The organism is Novosphingobium sp. AP12 (assembly GCF_000281975.1).
GTDB lineage: Bacteria > Pseudomonadota > Alphaproteobacteria > Sphingomonadales > Sphingomonadaceae > Novosphingobium.
This window is the reverse complement of record NZ_AKKE01000009.1, coordinates 126,562-141,538: the sequence shown is the minus strand read 5'-3', so window position 1 is coordinate 141,538 and position 14,977 is coordinate 126,562. Positions and strand designations below refer to the sequence as shown.

Here is a 14,977-nt window from a genome sequence, read left to right as displayed (position 1 = left end):
GCCTCAGCCCGCCGCGAAGCCAGCCAGCCTCAGCGCGCCGTCGAGGGAATCGCCCAGCGGCGCGCTCAGGCGCTCGACCGTGCGTGAGCGCAGCCATGGGCTCATGCGAGGGGCCAGCCCGCCGACGAGCGTGCAGCGGGTGGCGCCGCGCTCGAAGATGGTTTCGATGAAACGTTCGATGTGCCCGGCCGCATTCTCGACGATGGAGCGGGCGATCACGTCGTCGGCCTCGGCGTAGTCCATCACCAGCGGCGCGAAGGTCCCGTAGTCGCGGGGGCTCGCGGTATCCATCCAGGCGATGGCCTGCGCGGTGTCGTGGCCGAAGCGCTCGGTCACGGCGACGCTCAGCGGGGTCTTGCGGGTCCGCCCGTCGAGCGCGCGCAGGGCATGGCGCATGGCCGAAAGGCCGAGCGCGGCTCCGCTGCCCTCGTCCGAGATCGGGAAGCCGTAACCGCCGATGGTGAACTCCTCGCCATCGATGCGAAGGAACGCGGCGCTGCCGGTGCCGATGATGAGGATCGCCCCGTCCTGCCCGCCATGCGCGCCGAGGTTGGCGATAGCGGCGTCGGTCGAGTAGGCGACCGAGGCGAAGCCGAAGTCCAGCTCCGCCAGCGCCTCGCGCACGCCGGGGCGGGTGATCCCGGCGATGCCCATGCCGGCGTGGATCGTCCCGCGCTGTTCCACCGAAAGCCCCGCCTCGGCCACCGCTTGGTCGACGGTTTCGAGCAGCGTCTCGTATAGCGCCTCGATGCCGATGCGCGCGTTGGCGGTGCCCGACTTGCCGTGGCCGATGACCGCGCCGGCGGCGTCGACCAGTCGGGCCCGGCAGTTGCTGCCGCCTGCGTCGATGCCGAGGTAGTAGGTCATGGGTGGTCTCCGGAGGCCTCGGCGCCGGCCCAGTCGCGTTCGCGCGAGGTGTGCCCGATGCCGGGATTCAGCTGGTTGCGCGGGTCGATGCTGCGGTAGAACTGCGCCAGCGAGGGCTTCGCGATATAGAGGTGGCCGACGTTGTGCTCGGCGGGATACTGCGCCCCGCGCGCGTCAAGCAGGGCCCAGAGCGCGTGTTCGAAGGCGAGCGGGCCGGTGCCCTTACGGACGATGTAGTCCTGGTGGAACACCTGGCAGAAGAAGTGCCCGTAGTAGAGCGCGTGGATGGTCTGCGCCGCAAGCTCGGGCGGCAGCGTCTCCTGCCATTCGCGGGTATTGCGCGGCAGCGCCACGTCGAGGGCGACGATGTCTTCGACCTCGTCCCGGTGGACGGCGCGGTAGCGGACCGCCGCGCCCGCCGCGACGAAGCGGTGGAGGAATGCCTTGGCCGCTTCCGTGGGCGTGCATTCGAAGTGGTCGGCAATTTCGCCGCCGGGGAACAGCATGGCGAGCAGCACGCGCGCCGCCGCGACCTGCTCGCGCGGGACCTTGAGGATCAGGTGGTGCACGAAGCGGCGGCGGTATTCGCGCATCCGGGGCGGCAGGTGGTCGGGGATGAACCGGCCAGCCCACTGCATCAGCCGGTCGCTGAGGCCGCTGCCCAGCACGCCGTCGAATCGCGACTTGGCGGCGAACAGCGCCGGGAGCCGGTCGGTGCCGAGCCGCTCGATGGCGAAGAACATGTCGCGCCCGTAGCGGTCGGCCACGTCGAAGGCGACCTCGTGCATGTACTCGCCCGCGATCGGCAGGGTATCGAAGTCGCGCAGCATGGTGCGGCGCAGGTCGGTCAGGCGGTTCGGCTCGCTGGTGCCGATGTAGAAGGTGGTCGTCTCGTCCTCGCGCGCGAACGTGTCGAGGCGGACGGCGAAGACGATCAGCTTGCCCGCGCTCCCGGCGGCTTCGAACAGGCAGCGCGGGTCGGCGTTGAAGCGGGCGGGCGCGTCGCTGTCGATGTCGCGGACATGCGCGGCGTAGCTGTGGTCGTGCGCCCACCTGTCGTCCGCCGGGTCGATGTCGGCGGCGGTGTACCGTTCAAGGTCGAGGCGCGAAAGCATCGTTTCTGGATCGTCGCCAAGGTCGATGCCGAGGTGGTTGTGGAGCGTCAGCGAGCCGTCCGGCTGGACCTGCGCATAGAGCGCGAGCTGGGTATAGGCCGGACCGCGCCGGATCAGCGAGCCGCCCGAGTTGTTACACACCCCGCCCACCACCGACGCGCCGAGGCAGGAGGAGCCGATCACCGAATGCGGCTCGCGGCCGAACGGACGCAGCGCCTGTTCGAGGCCATAAAGCGTGGTGCCCGGCAGGCAGAGCACCTGCTCACCGCCCCGGATCACCTTAAGCGCATCGAGGCGCGTAGTGCTGATGATGACGAGGCCGCCGGGATAGTCCGCGCCGTCGGGCGTCGATCCGCCGGTCAGCCCGGTGTTCGACGCCTGCATGATGATCGAGACGTCCGCCGCCACGCAGGCCTGCGCGGCGCGCCACAGCTCGACCAGGCTGCCGGGCCGTACAACCGCGATCGCCGGGCCCTCGCCCGTGCGGTAGCCCTTGCGGAAGCGGGCCGTGGCGCGCGGGCTCGTCAGCACGTGCCGCTTGCCGACGGCGGCGGTCAGGGAGGCCAGGAGCTGGGTGTCGCGGACTGGTGCCATGGTGCCTACTGGGTCTGGACCTCGTCGTCGGTCATCAGGTCGTCGCCGTCGAGCCAGCGCACGATCTCGCGCGCGGCAGGGTGGTCGAGGACGGCATAGCGTGAACGCAGGCGCTCCGTCCGGGTGCCCAGACGCTCGTACCCCACGTCCTGCAGCGCCGGAAGGTCCTGCTGCAACATTACCGCGAATTCATCTCCGAGCAGGCGGCGCGCGGCCTCGCCGATGGCTGCGCCGTAGGCGTAGTCCTCGCCCTCGGCGTAGAGCATCGGCAACGTCAGCGCCGGTATGCAGCCGAGGTGGGCCTGGATCGCCGGGTTGATCGCATGACCCGAGACATGCGCGCCGATGGCCGAGGGCCTGCCCGTGAAAGCGCGCAGGTGCAGGAAGCGCGACATGCGGGCGCCGTCGTTGACCGGATAGTTGTCCCATAGGCACACCGGGCGGCCGAGTTCGCCGGCCACGCGCGCCAGATGCGCAGGGCCGATCTCGCGCGAGCAGACTTCCTCGCCGGTCCAGTAGACCTGCACTTCCGGGTCGAGCAGGCGACCGAGTTCGCCGAGGTAGTCCGACGGTCGGTCGCCGAACACGAGGTCGAGCACCGGGTCGTCGGAGTAGTACGTCGGGCAGGTGTAGACGCGCGTGGCCTTGGTGAGCCCGGCGCAGAGGTTCACCACTTCCGCCTGCCGCGCGGCGAGCTGCGGCATGTCGCCGCGCAGGTCGTCGAACAGCACGGCGAGGTCGTCGATGCCGATGGCGTCGAGGTCGGCGATCCGGCGCGTGAGGTCCGCGCGGGCCTCGGCATCGAAGGGGTGGGTCGAACCCACCGGCGTGATCGCCATGCCGAAACGCATGCCCAGCCCCCGGCACTCGGCGGAGAGGCGCCTGAGCTGCGCCGTCCGCGCCGCGTCGTGCCCCGTGCGCCACTCGCGCCGCATCGGGCGGTCGGCCTTGGGGCCATAGTGGTAGAACCCGTAGTCCGCGGCGGCCAGCGTGCGCACCACGTAGAGCCGCTCCTCCTCGCTCCACACGCGGCCGAAGCGGCCTTCGATGAGACCCAGTTCCGGCGTCATTCGCGGGTATCCTCGCGTGCGCCGCCGATCCAGGTCGCCGTCACGCACCGTTCGTCATCGAGGTGGACAAGGTCGGCGCGCAGACCGGGCGCGATCGCGCCGGTCTCGCCGTCGAGCCGCAGGAACCGCGCCGGGTTGCCGCTCGCCATGCGCGAGGCCGCGACGATATCGCAGCCGAGCATGTCCATCGCATTGCGCAGCGACTGCGACATGGTGAGCGCCGAGCCCGCCAGCGTCCCGTCCGGCCCGCGGCAGGTGCCGTCCACCACGGCGATGTCCTGGTCCATCAGCGTGAAGCGGCCCGACTGGCCGCCCACCGGGGGCATCGCGTCGGTCACCAGCATCGCGCCGTCGATCCCGCGCGCCAGCAGGGCGACGCGAAGGGCGGCGGGGTGGACGTGGAGGCCGTCGACGATCAGGCCGAAGTGGCTGGCGCGGTCCTCCAGCGCGGCGCCGACCATGCCGGGCTCGCGGCTGAGGAACTGCGTCATCGCGTTGAACAGATGGGTGAAGCCGACCAGCCCCTCGGCCAGCGCGGCGCGGGTCTGGTCGTAGTCGGCGAGGCTGTGCCCGGCGCAGACCAGCACGCCCGCCTCGGCCAGCGCTCGCACGGTGCCCTCGGGCGCCAGTTCGGGAGCGAGCGTGACGATCCGGCGCCCGGTGGTCGGCACGGTCAGCCGCGCGACCACGGCCTCGTCGATCCCCGAGAAGCGCGTCTGGTCGTGGATGCCCTTCTTCACCGGGTTGAGGTGCGGGCCTTCGATGTGGACGCCCAGCACGCCGGGAACGGCCGCCGCCAGCGCCGCCTCACCCGCCTCGATCGCCGCTTCGACCACGGCCGGGTAGTCGCTGATGAGCGTGGGCAGGATGCCGGTGGTGCCGTAGCGCCGATGCGCTGCCGCGATGGCGCGGATGCCCTCGATGTTGGGCATGTCGTTGAACAGCACGTCGCCGCCGCCGTTCACCTGCGTGTCGATGAACCCCGGCAGCAGCCAGCCACCACCCAAGTCCCGGACCTCGCAGCCTTCCGGCAGCGCGTCCGCCGCGACGAGCCCGGCGATGCGGCCAGACTCGATGAGCAGCGCCTGCCCCTCGACCACCCGGTCCGCCAGAACGACGCGCGCGCCGACAAGAGCCTGAACCGTCGTCATAGCGTGCGCGTGACCTTGTTGAGATGCGGCGGCGCATCGGGGTTGCGGCCGCGCGCCAGCGAGAGCGCGTTGGCGAGGCCGTAGAAGCTCTGGATCTGGGCGATCGCGCCGATCACCGGGTGGACCTCGGTGCGCGAGGGCAGCACCAGCCCGGCGGGCGCGACGTCCTCGGCCATGCCGGCGGCGATCACGCGGGCCCCGCGCGCGGCGAAGTCCTCGAGCCGTTCGCGAAGGCCCGTGCGCGCGACGTCGAGCGGCGCCAGCGCCAGCACCGGGTCGCCCTCGCCCACCAGAGTCATCGGCCCGTGCGCCACTTCGGCGCTGCTGAAGGCTTCCGCGTGCAGGCTCGAGGTCTCCTTCAGCTTGAGCGCGGCCTCTCCGGCGATCGGCAGCGTGGGCCCGCGCCCGAGCACCAGCATCTCGCTGGCATCCTTGAGCAGTTCGACCGCGCCCGTCCAGTCCGCATTCGCCGCATCTTCCAGCACGTCGCCGACGGTTTCCAGCGCCGCGAGCAAGGCCGCGTCCTGGCTCCACTCGGCGACGAGATGGGTCAGCGCGACGAGGGTGCAGACGAAGCTCTTGGTCGCCGCAACGCTCGTTTCCGCCCCGGCGTGAACCGGGATCACGATCTGCGCCAGCTCTGCCAGCGGCGAGGCGGCATCGTTCACGATCGCGATCACCACCGCGCCCTGAGCACGCGCGTCCTCGGCGGCGGCGAGCAGGTCGGGGCTGCGGCCCGACTGCGAGATCGCGATGAGCGGCACGCCCCGGAAGTTGGGCGAAGTCGCATGATAAAGCGAACCGACCGAAGGCGCATGGCTCAGCGCCGGGACCCGGGCATGGGTCTCAAGCAGGAACTTGCCGAAGGCCGCAGCCTGGTCCGAACTGCCGCGCGCCAGAGTCGCGGCGAAGGGCGGCGCAAGCTCGCGAAGGCGGCGCCCGGCATCGCGGACGAGCTCGGCGTTCAGGCGCAACTGCTCCGCGCAGCGCGCGGGTGCTCCGCGGGCTTCGCGCGCCATCTGGGTTTCGGTCACGCTCGGTGACGCCAAGGGCGGCTTAGGTGTCGTCAATGTCATGTTCGGGACGCATACCAGTTTCGATTTTTGGAGCAAGTGGCATTCAATTGGTTTTGTCTATCGGTCATGTGATGATACCGGTTCGGCCAACAGGGTAGCACAAGGGAGAGTCCCATGCTCAAGATCGACATTGCCGCCTCCGATGGGCAGGGAGATGTCAACGAGGACGCGGTGGGCCATCATGGCAACGCGGCCTGGGTGATCGACGGCGCCACCGGCATCGGCGGCGCCCTGCTGGAAGAGCCCAGCGACGCGGCCTGGCTGGCGCGAACCGCGAACCGCCTGATGGCCGAGGTGCTGGCTCAAAGCCCGGTACTGGCTACGATCGAGGTCCTGCGCACCGTCATGACGCGCTGCGCCGAGGCGCTCGGGCGCGAGGCGGTCCGACCCGCTCAGGGTCCGCACGAGCTGCCCTCGGCCGCCTTCGCGATGGTCCGTATCCTGGACGGCACGGCCGAGTTCACCACCCTCGCCGACTGCCGCGTCGCCGCCGTCGATGACGCCGGAGAAGCCCGGATTTACGGTGTTTCCTCGCACGAGGCTATCGAAGCCGGCACGCTTCAGGCGGCCAGGGCGCTGCTCGACGCCGACCCCGCGATCACGCCCGAGGCGCTGAAAGCCCAGCTCCTGCCGCGCCTTCGCGCCAACCGGCAGATGATGAACCGCGAGGGCGGTTACTGGGTGCTCGGCACCGATCCGGCGGCGGCCGACCATGTCTGGCAGACGACCATCCCGGTCGTGCCGGGCCAGCGCTTTGCTGTGGCAAGTGACGGATTCCTGCGCCTCATCGAGCTTTTCGGCGCCGCGCACCCGCAGGACCTGCTCACCCTTTCGGATGATGCGGACCGGTTGCGCTGGCTCGAACGGCTGCGCGCACTGGAGACGGAGCCCGATTCGCTGCACCGTTTCACCCGCGTGAAGCGCCACGACGATGCCAGCCTGGTGGTCTGCACCTGGGACGGTGAGCGTTGATGCTGGTCATGGGTTTCATGAGCGGAACCTCGCTCGACGGCGTTGACGTCGCATTGGTCGAGACCGACGGCGAGAGGATCGATGCGTTCGGCCCCTCGGCGATGATCGCGTTTTGCGCCGCCGAACGCGCGGCAATGGAGCGCGCCACCGAGGACGCGCTAGAGTGGAACGGCTTCGGCGACGAGCCCGCCTCCTTCGCGGTTGCCGCCGATGTGATCGAGCGCGCACACGTTCGCGCCGGGCGGGACGTGATCGCTCAGGCCGGGCGCGCACCAGACCTGGTCGGCTTCCACGGCCAGACGCTGCTGCACCGGCCGGAACGGCGGCTTTCCGTGCAGATCGGCGATCCGCAGGTGCTTGCCGATGCCCTTGATGCGCCCATCGTGGCGCAGATGCGGCAGGACGATCTCATGGCCGGCGGGCAAGGCGCCCCGCTGGTTCCGGCCTATCACGCGGCACTTGCAGAGCGGCTCGGTCTCGAAGGTCCGGTGGCGTTTCTAAACTTGGGCGGAGTGGCCAACCTGACGTGGATCGGCGCGGACGGGGCGCTCGTCGCCTTCGATACTGGGCCGGGCAACGGGCTCATCGATCGGGTGGTGCAGGCTCGCAGCGGCGCGCGCTATGACGACGGTGGGCGGATCGCCGCAGCCGGCACGGTCGATCCGCAGGTCCTTGCGGAACTGCTGTCGCACCCGCATTTCCGGGGAGAAGGCCCGAAGTCGCTTGACCGCTACGACTTTCCGCTCGAATGGGCCGACGCGCGTTCGCTGGAGGATGCGGCGGCGACGCTGACCGCCTTCACCGCGGCGGCCGTGGCGCTGACGGCGCGGGCCTTGCCCGCTCCGCCGAAGGTCTGGATCGTCTGCGGCGGCGGGAGCCACAATCCCACGCTGATGCAGGCGCTGCGCGACCTGCTCGGCGATTGCCGGACGGCGGACGAAGCGGGCCTGCGCGGCGATTTCGTCGAGGCAGAGGCCATGGCCTTCCTCGCCGCCCGCAGCCTTCGCGGGCTGCCGCTGACCTTCCCTGGCACCACCGGGGCCCCTCGCCCGCTCACCGGCGGGACGATCTGGACACCCACCAGAATTCCCGAATTGGTCTGATACCACCCCTTTACAATCCCATGACAGGTATGCATACGGCAACCAGTCCAAAAGGTCACGCCGTCGAGTCTTCGGGTCGCACCGGAACGACAGAGGATCCGGGCTCAGGGAAATGGAAAAGTGAGGAATTCCTAATGGTTAAGTCACATCGACAGGTGGCCCTGGCGGCTCTCGCCATAGCTCTGGCACAGGCGCCGATCGCGGCCTACGCCCAGACCAATCCTGACTCGGCGACCACGGACGATACCGCCCAGGGCGGCGACATCGTCGTCACCGGCACCCGCATCGCGTTGCCCGGCATCACCTCCAGCAGCCCTGTCGCCTCCACCGGCGAGGAGCAGATCAAGCTCCAGTCCGCGCTGACCATCGAGGACTTCTCGACCAAGATTCCCCAGCTTTCCGGCGGCGTTCGCCAGGGTTCGCAGGGTAGCGACGCGTTCGGCGCCCAGGTGCTCGAACTGCGCAACTTCGGCCAAAGCCGCTCGCTCGTCCTTATCGACGGCACCCGCGCCGCGCCGTTCAGCTTCCGCAACTCGGTCGACGTGAACTCGATCCCCGCCTCGCTCATCAAGCGCGTCGACGTCCTGACCGGCGGCGCAGCGGCGGTCTACGGCGCCGACGCGGTCGCCGGCGTGGTCAACTTCATGCTCAACGACGAGTTCGTCGGCATTCGCGGCACCGCCACGAGCCGCCTATCCGAGCACGGCGGCGCGCAGTACGGCGGCTCGCTGATGATGGGCACGGGCCTTGGCGACCGCGGCAACATCGTGATCGCCGCGGACTACACCCAGCGCGACCTCATCCGCGCGGGCCAGCGTGACTGGGCGGCCACCCCGAACCAGACCATACCCAGCATCGGCGGCGTCTTCACCGACGTGGCGAGCGGTCGCAAGTTCGGCTTCACCGACAGCGGCGCGTTCACTACCAACCCGTCGGCCACCTCAAACATCTCGGACAGCTACCCGCTGGTCTCGCCGCTCAAGCGCATCAACGTCGCAGCGCTCTACAAGTACGAGATCACCCCGCAGGTCGAAATCTACGGCCGCGCCATGTATACCAATTCGCGTACCGAAGAGACCGGCACCCCCGGCGCCACCCCGGCTTCGGTCAACCGCACCGTATCGATCAGCGAGAGCAATCCGTTCCTCACCGACGCGATCCGCAATCAGCTGACCTTCGTCAACGGCGCAGCGCAGGTCAACGTCTCGCGCTCGCTCGCCGAATTGGGCCTCATCAACTACGAGACCGAGCGCAACACGCTGCAGCTGCAGACCGGCCTGCGCGGTCCGCTGACCAGTGCGGTCAAGTGGAACGTCTATGCCCAGTACGGCCGTTCGACCGAGAACACGCTCATCACCGGTGACGGCCTCGTCACCAGCCCGACCGGCGCGAACAACTTCGCCTCGATCGTCAACACGGTAAACATCTTCGGCCCGAACCAGGATGGCCTGGCCAACGCGCTTGGCAGCAACATCAACGGCTTCAACCGCAAGCGCGACCAGTTCGTCACGGCGGCGACCCTGAGCGGCACACTGGAAGAGCTGTTCTCGTTTCCCGCCGGCCCGATCGGTTTCGCCATCGGCGCCGAGTACCGCCGCGAGACCGCCAGCATCGACCAGGACACCGCGCTGCTCACCGGCAACACCTACCGCCAGGGCGTGCAGGGGGCCTACAGCGGCTCGTTCGACGTCAAGGAAATCTATGGCGAAATCCTGATCCCGGTGCTCGCCGACCTGCCGCTGATCCGCAAGCTGGATGTCGGCGGCGCCTACCGCCTGTCGGACTACAACATGTTCGGCACGCACGGCACTTGGAAGCTCGAGGGCAACTGGGAAGTCGACCGCAACCTGCGCGTGCGCGGCACCTACCAGCGCGTGCTGCGTACCCCGAACTTCGGTGAGTTCGCCGCCAGCACCTCTTCGCTGCCTTTCAGCAACCTCGTTACGGTCGATCGCCTGAAGCCGCGCTACGGCGGCGATCCGTGCGTGCTGGGGACCGGCGACGCCGCGCAGTGCGCCCGCTTCGGGGCGCCGGCGGTGGGTTCGGCGAACTCCAACGCCGCCAGCTACCTGACCGGCAACTACTATTACGGCGGCAATGCCGAGATCAAGCCGGAGACCGGCTACACGACGACTGCCGGCGTGGTCATCACCCCCACCTTCCTGCCGGGCCTCAACGTCACGGTCGACTGGTACGAGCTCGACCTGCGCGGCGCGGTCGGCGTGATCCAGCCCATCGCGGCGATCACCAGCTGCTACATCACCAATCCCACCGCCGGTAACCCGCTCTGCGGCCTGGTGACGCGCAACGCGGACGGCACCTTCAAAGACGCCTACGTCAACAACCAGAACCTGGGCCGCCTGCTGCAGCGCGGCCTGGACATCTCGGCCAGCTACACGCTGCGCCAGGACTGGCTGCCGGGCGCGGGCCTGCGCCTGAGTTACCAGGGCAACATCGTGACCTCGTACAAGATCCAGGCGAACTCCACCGTCGCCGCGATCCAGTGCAAGGGCACCTTCGGCGCCACCTGCTCGAGCGACGGCACCACTCTGGTGCAGCCCGACTACCGCCACACCGTCGGCATGGGCTGGCTGTTCGACAAGGGCGTGATCCAGTTCGACTGGCAGCGCATCGGCAAGGTCAAGTCCAGCACGGTCGGTTCTACCGAGACGATCTCGGCGCAGAACACCTTCGACCTGTCGGCGTCCTACGACTTCACCGATACCGTCACGATGACCGCCGGCGTCTACAACCTGTTCGACAAGAATCCCCCCCGCGTGTCGACCGGAGGCGTGTTCAACACCTTCCCCGACACGTACGATATCCTCGGACGCACGTTCGGCTTCTCGCTGACCGCGCACATCTGAGGACGTCACCCCTGCGCAGCGCCCGGCCGTCATCCTCCTCCGACGGCCGGGCGCTCGCTTCTTATTTTGAGGCATGAGCACGACGAGAACCTGTCCCGATCACGGACGATTTGATCGGATGGACCTTGGCCGTGACTGACCGGAGATGAGTTCGATGATGCTGCCGTTCTCGATGGCGGACTGGCTGGTTATCGCCGCCTATCTCCTGCTGCTCCTTGCCGGGGGCTGGATCTTCACGCCGCGCAAGACCGAAACCGCGAACGACTACTTCCTGGCGGGCGGCAACGTCCCGGCCTGGCTGGCGGCGATCTCGGTACTTTCGGCAACACAGTCGGCGGCGACTTTCCTCGGCGGGCCGGACTACGGCTACCACGGCGACCTCACGTACCTCAGCGGCAACATCGGCGGGCTGATGGGCGCGATCTTCGTTGCCCACGTCATGATCCCGCGCTTCTACGCCATCAAGGCGACGACCGCCTACGAGCTGCTGACCCTGCGCTTCAGCGAGAAGGCGACGCGCTGGGCGGGCGGCATGTTCCTCGTCGGCCGCGTCTTCGCGGGCGGCGCGCGTGTTTATCTGGCCGCCATCGCGCTCGCCATGGTCATCACCGGCACTGTCGAGGCGCAGGGCATCATGATCGCGGCGGCCGTGCTGGTGGTGGCGAGCGTGATGTTCACGTTCGTCGGCGGCCTCAAGTCGGTTCTCTGGAACGACCTCATCCAGTTCGTCGTCTATCTCGGCTCGGCGATCGCGGTCCTGGTGTTCCTGCGCATGTCGATCCCGGCCTCGACCGACCAGATCATCGCCGGCCTCTCGAACACGCCCGAGGGCATCGACAAGCTTAAGGTGTTCGACTTCTCGTTCGACCTGTCGCGCCCGTTCTCGATGCTGGCAATCGTCACCGGCCTCGCCCTGCTCTACATCGCTAACGCCGGCATGGATCAGGACACCACGCAGCGCCTGCTCTCGTGCAAGGACGCCAAGACCGGCGCGCGCAGCCTCTACCTCTCTGTGCTGGCGACGGTGCCGGTGGTGGGCATGTTCATCGTCATCGGCCTGCTGCTCTACGTCTTCTATGACCGGCCCGACCTCATGGGCGGCACCACCGCCGCCGCGGGCAACCAGTTCGGCGGCGAGAAGATCAGCATCTTCATGCACTACATCCTCACCCAGCTGCCCGGCGGGCTGCGCGGCCTCGTGACCGTGGGCATCTGCGCGGCGGCGGTGGCGACCACCAACTCGGCGCTGAACGCGATGTCCTCGGTGCTGGTCCAGGACTTTTACCGCCCCTGGCGCGAGAAGCGCGGCGCGATGGCACGCGAAACCGTGCCCGAGCACCACTATGTTCAGGCCGGGCGCGCCGGCATGGGCGTGATCGGTTTCGCGATGTTCCTGATGGCGATCGTCTCGTTCTACTGGCAGCGCTATTCGAGCATGGGCCTGCTGGAGTTCGCGTTGCAGGTGATGGTGTTCACTTACGCCGGCCTGCTGGGTGTCTACTTCACCGCGCTGTTCACCGGGCGCGGAACGACCGGTTCGGTCATCGCATCGCTGCTGATCGGCTTCGCGACCATCCTGCTGCTGCAGCCGGGGATCGCCCACGCCATCGGCCTGCCGACGTTCCTCAACGGACTGTCCTTCCCCTTCCAGCTTTGCATCGGCACCGTGGTGGCCTTCGTGGTCTGCGCCGCGCCGGCCGGTTCGGGTAAGCTGATGGTCTCGGCCAAAAATTGAGTGACCGGAAAATATCATGAATACTGAAGCACTCGACGCCCGCTACCTCGACCTCGACCTCTGGCCGACCGAATTGGCCGTGGAAGCGATGCTCGAGGGTCAGATGGCCGCCATCGCCGCGATCCAGTCGCAGACGAAGGCGATCGCCCGCGCGGCCGAGGCCGCCGCCGCGCACCTCGGCGAGACCGGCCGCCTCGTCTTCGTCGGTGCGGGCACCTCGGGCCGCCTCGCCGTTCAGGACGGGACCGAACTGTACCCGACCTTCGGTTGGCCGATGGACCGCATGGTCTTCCTGATGGCCGGTGGCATCGGCGCCCTGACCGAAGCCTACGAAGGCGCGGAGGACGACGTCGAGGCCGGCCGCACCGAGATCATCGGTCATGGCATCAGCCCCTCGGACGTGGTCATCGGCGTCGCCGCCAGCGGCCGCACGCCTTACACGCTCGCCGCGATCGAGCAGGCTCGCGCGGCGGGCGCGCTGACCATCGGTATCGCCAACAATCCCGGCTCGCCGCTGGCCGAGAAGGCCGAGCACGCCGTCGTCGCCGTGACGGGCAGCGAAGTCGTCGCCGGATCGACCCGCATGAAGGCGGGCACCGCGCAGAAGGCGGCGCTCAACCTGCTGTCCACCGCGATCATGATCCGCCGGGGGCTGGTCTACGAGGGCCGGATGGTCGCCATGCGCATATCCAATGCGAAGCTCTTGCAACGCGGGCGCAGCATGGTTCAGGATATCGCCGGGGTAGACGCCGAGGTGGCGGCCCGGGCGCTCGAGGCGGCGGACAGCGAAATCCGGCTTGGCGTGATCGTCGCCATGGGCGTCCCGGCCGAGGAAGGCCGAGCGCTCCTGGAGGCAAACGGGGGCAGTCTGCGCGAAGTCATGCAGGTTCTGAAAAGACGGGATTGAGCTAGGATGCGCGACATTGCCTGGACGCGAAGCGACGAGGGGACGCCGCTCTACCTGCAGCTCGCCCGATCCTTGCGCGAACACATCAGCAGCGGCGGCATCGATCCGGGCAGCGCGCTTCCTTCCGAGCGCGATCTCAGCGAGATGGCGGGCCTGTCGCGCGTCACCGTGCGCAAGGGCATCGAGCAACTGATCGAGGAAGGCGTACTGATCCGCCGGCAGGGTTCCGGCACGTTCGTCGCCCGGCGGATCGAGGCGCCCGGCGCCAAGCTCAGCAGCTTCAGCGACGACACCCGCTCGCGTGGGGAGGACCCGGGGGTAGTGTGGATCTACAAGTCCTACGCGCAGCCGACCGAGGAGGAAGCCACCGCGCTGGACGTCTCCCCCACTGCAAAGGTTGCGCGCCTTGGGCGCGTCCGCCTGGCCGGCGGCGAACCGCTGGCGATAGAGCATGCGGTGATCCCCGCCATCTTCATGCCGGACCTCGAAAGCCTGGGAGATTCGCTCTATCAAGCGTTGGAAAAGCACGGGTTTCGCCCAACCTCGGGCACCCAGCGCGTCCGAGCCTCGCTGGCAACTCCGACCGAGGCGGGAATTCTGAGCGTGGCGCAGAACTCCGAAGTCCTGAGGATCGATCGCCGCACCCGCGTGCCGGACGGCCGCATCGTTGAATTCACGCGCTCGGTCTATCGGGGCGACCGTTATGAATTCGTCACGGAGCTCAACGAAGTCTGACAGTGGCCGCCAGCACGCAGGACTGGAGCCTGCGCCGGCAATCCGCTAGTCCCTGTCACTTGACGGCGAGGGGTGCGGATGATGAAACACCTGCATGAGTGAGAGTCTCGACCAACCCGACGCAAAGGCGCAGGCGAAAGCAGACGCGCGCGCCGACGCGCAAGCGGCGGAAATCGCGGCGGTTCGGCGCCGATGGGTCACGCTCGGCGAAGTGCTGGCTGTGGTTGCCGTCGTCATCTCCGGACTGACCCTGTGGAACAACTGGAGCGAGCGCAGCGACAGCGAGGCAGTAAAGCAGGCCGATGCGCAGGAGGCTTCGGCCCGCGCAGCGACACTGGTCCTCGTCGCAACCGGTTCCGGGGAACGACAGCTGGTGCTGAAGCCGGCCTCGGAAGAACAGTCGGTGCAGAGCCAGACGGTGAGGTTCCCGACGGCGCTGGGCGTCGCGCCGGCGGAGACTACCGGCGAGCCCCGGATCGAAGCCGCTTGGTTCGAGGGTCCGCTGAAAAAGGCGCGCAATGCTGCCAGGCTGCCCGACGACAGCCGCGGTGACGAGCGGCTGCCCGTCGTGGTCACGACTCGCTTCCTGGTCGATGGCCGGGGCCATGAGGACATCGCGCTTTACGATATCGGCTACAGCATCTCCGGCCGATGGCTCGCAGGCCACAGCGTTGCTTTGCGCGGCGTCTCGCTGGTGTCCCGGGCGAGCAGCGCAGGCGCCCAGGCCAAGCTGGATGCAAGGTGGAAGACTCTGTTTGCCAGGAAACAGTAGGCGTTCAGAGTAA

At 68.4% G+C, this 14,977-nt stretch carries 12 protein-coding genes; 7 read left to right on the top strand and 5 right to left on the bottom strand.

Annotation, left to right across the window (positions count from 1 at the left end):
• Window positions 1-3 precede the first annotated feature (3 nt).
• Genes PMI02_RS01620 through PMI02_RS01600 form a run of 5 tightly spaced genes read right to left on the bottom strand, consistent with a single transcriptional unit; the run spans window position 4 to window position 5,873 of the window.
• Entirely contained in the window at window positions 4-867 is an 864-nt protein-coding gene (locus PMI02_RS01620; protein WP_007677733.1) for a BadF/BadG/BcrA/BcrD ATPase family protein, read from the bottom strand.
• Window positions 864-2,576 (bottom strand): D-lactate dehydrogenase, encoded by a 1,713-nt coding sequence (gene dld, locus PMI02_RS01615; protein ID WP_007677731.1) that lies wholly within the window; start codon window positions 2,574-2,576, stop codon window positions 864-866. Before dld ends, PMI02_RS01620 begins: the two co-directional genes overlap by 4 nt.
• A gap of 5 nt (window positions 2,577-2,581) precedes the next feature.
• Window positions 2,582-3,646 (bottom strand): beta-N-acetylglucosaminidase domain-containing protein, encoded by a 1,065-nt coding sequence (locus PMI02_RS01610; RefSeq protein WP_007677729.1) that lies wholly within the window; start codon window positions 3,644-3,646, stop codon window positions 2,582-2,584.
• Window positions 3,643-4,797, bottom strand: a complete 1,155-nt coding sequence (nagA, locus tag PMI02_RS01605; RefSeq protein WP_007677726.1) for an N-acetylglucosamine-6-phosphate deacetylase — start codon at window positions 4,795-4,797, stop codon at window positions 3,643-3,645. Before nagA ends, PMI02_RS01610 begins: the two co-directional genes overlap by 4 nt.
• On the bottom strand, window positions 4,794-5,873 hold the full coding sequence (locus PMI02_RS01600) for an SIS domain-containing protein (RefSeq protein WP_007677724.1): 1,080 nt from the start codon (window positions 5,871-5,873) through the stop codon (window positions 4,794-4,796). The genes nagA and PMI02_RS01600 overlap by 4 nt, the downstream gene beginning before the upstream one ends.
• Window positions 5,874-5,987: 114 nt before the next feature.
• Here PMI02_RS01600 and PMI02_RS01595 point away from each other — a divergent pair, with 114 nt between their 5' ends.
• The 7 genes from PMI02_RS01595 (at window position 5,988) to PMI02_RS01565 (ending at window position 14,964) form a co-directional block, all read left to right on the top strand.
• Complete coding sequence (locus tag PMI02_RS01595; protein WP_007677722.1) at window positions 5,988-6,845, top strand: protein phosphatase 2C domain-containing protein; 858 nt, start codon at window positions 5,988-5,990, stop codon at window positions 6,843-6,845.
• The gene (locus PMI02_RS01590) at window positions 6,845-7,948 is read left to right on the top strand and encodes an anhydro-N-acetylmuramic acid kinase (RefSeq protein WP_007677720.1); all 1,104 of its coding nucleotides are present in this window, start codon (window positions 6,845-6,847) and stop codon (window positions 7,946-7,948) included. Before PMI02_RS01595 ends, PMI02_RS01590 begins: the two co-directional genes overlap by 1 nt.
• 134 nt (window positions 7,949-8,082) lie before the next feature.
• Window positions 8,083-10,815 (top strand): TonB-dependent receptor domain-containing protein, encoded by a 2,733-nt coding sequence (locus tag PMI02_RS01585; protein WP_007677719.1) that lies wholly within the window; start codon window positions 8,083-8,085, stop codon window positions 10,813-10,815.
• A 145-nt stretch (window positions 10,816-10,960) separates the two neighbouring features.
• Window positions 10,961-12,550, top strand: a complete 1,590-nt coding sequence (locus tag PMI02_RS01580; RefSeq protein WP_238538943.1) for a sodium:solute symporter — start codon at window positions 10,961-10,963, stop codon at window positions 12,548-12,550.
• A 16-nt stretch (window positions 12,551-12,566) separates the two neighbouring features.
• Complete coding sequence (locus PMI02_RS01575) at window positions 12,567-13,457, top strand: N-acetylmuramic acid 6-phosphate etherase (RefSeq protein ID WP_007677717.1); 891 nt, start codon at window positions 12,567-12,569, stop codon at window positions 13,455-13,457.
• Between the two features lie 6 nt (window positions 13,458-13,463).
• Complete coding sequence (locus PMI02_RS01570; RefSeq protein WP_007677716.1) at window positions 13,464-14,192, top strand: GntR family transcriptional regulator; 729 nt, start codon at window positions 13,464-13,466, stop codon at window positions 14,190-14,192.
• Between the two features lie 94 nt (window positions 14,193-14,286).
• Window positions 14,287-14,964: a hypothetical protein gene (locus PMI02_RS01565; protein ID WP_007677714.1), complete on the top strand. Its 678-nt coding sequence runs from the start codon at window positions 14,287-14,289 to the stop codon at window positions 14,962-14,964.
• The last annotated feature ends 13 nt before the right edge of the window (window positions 14,965-14,977 follow it).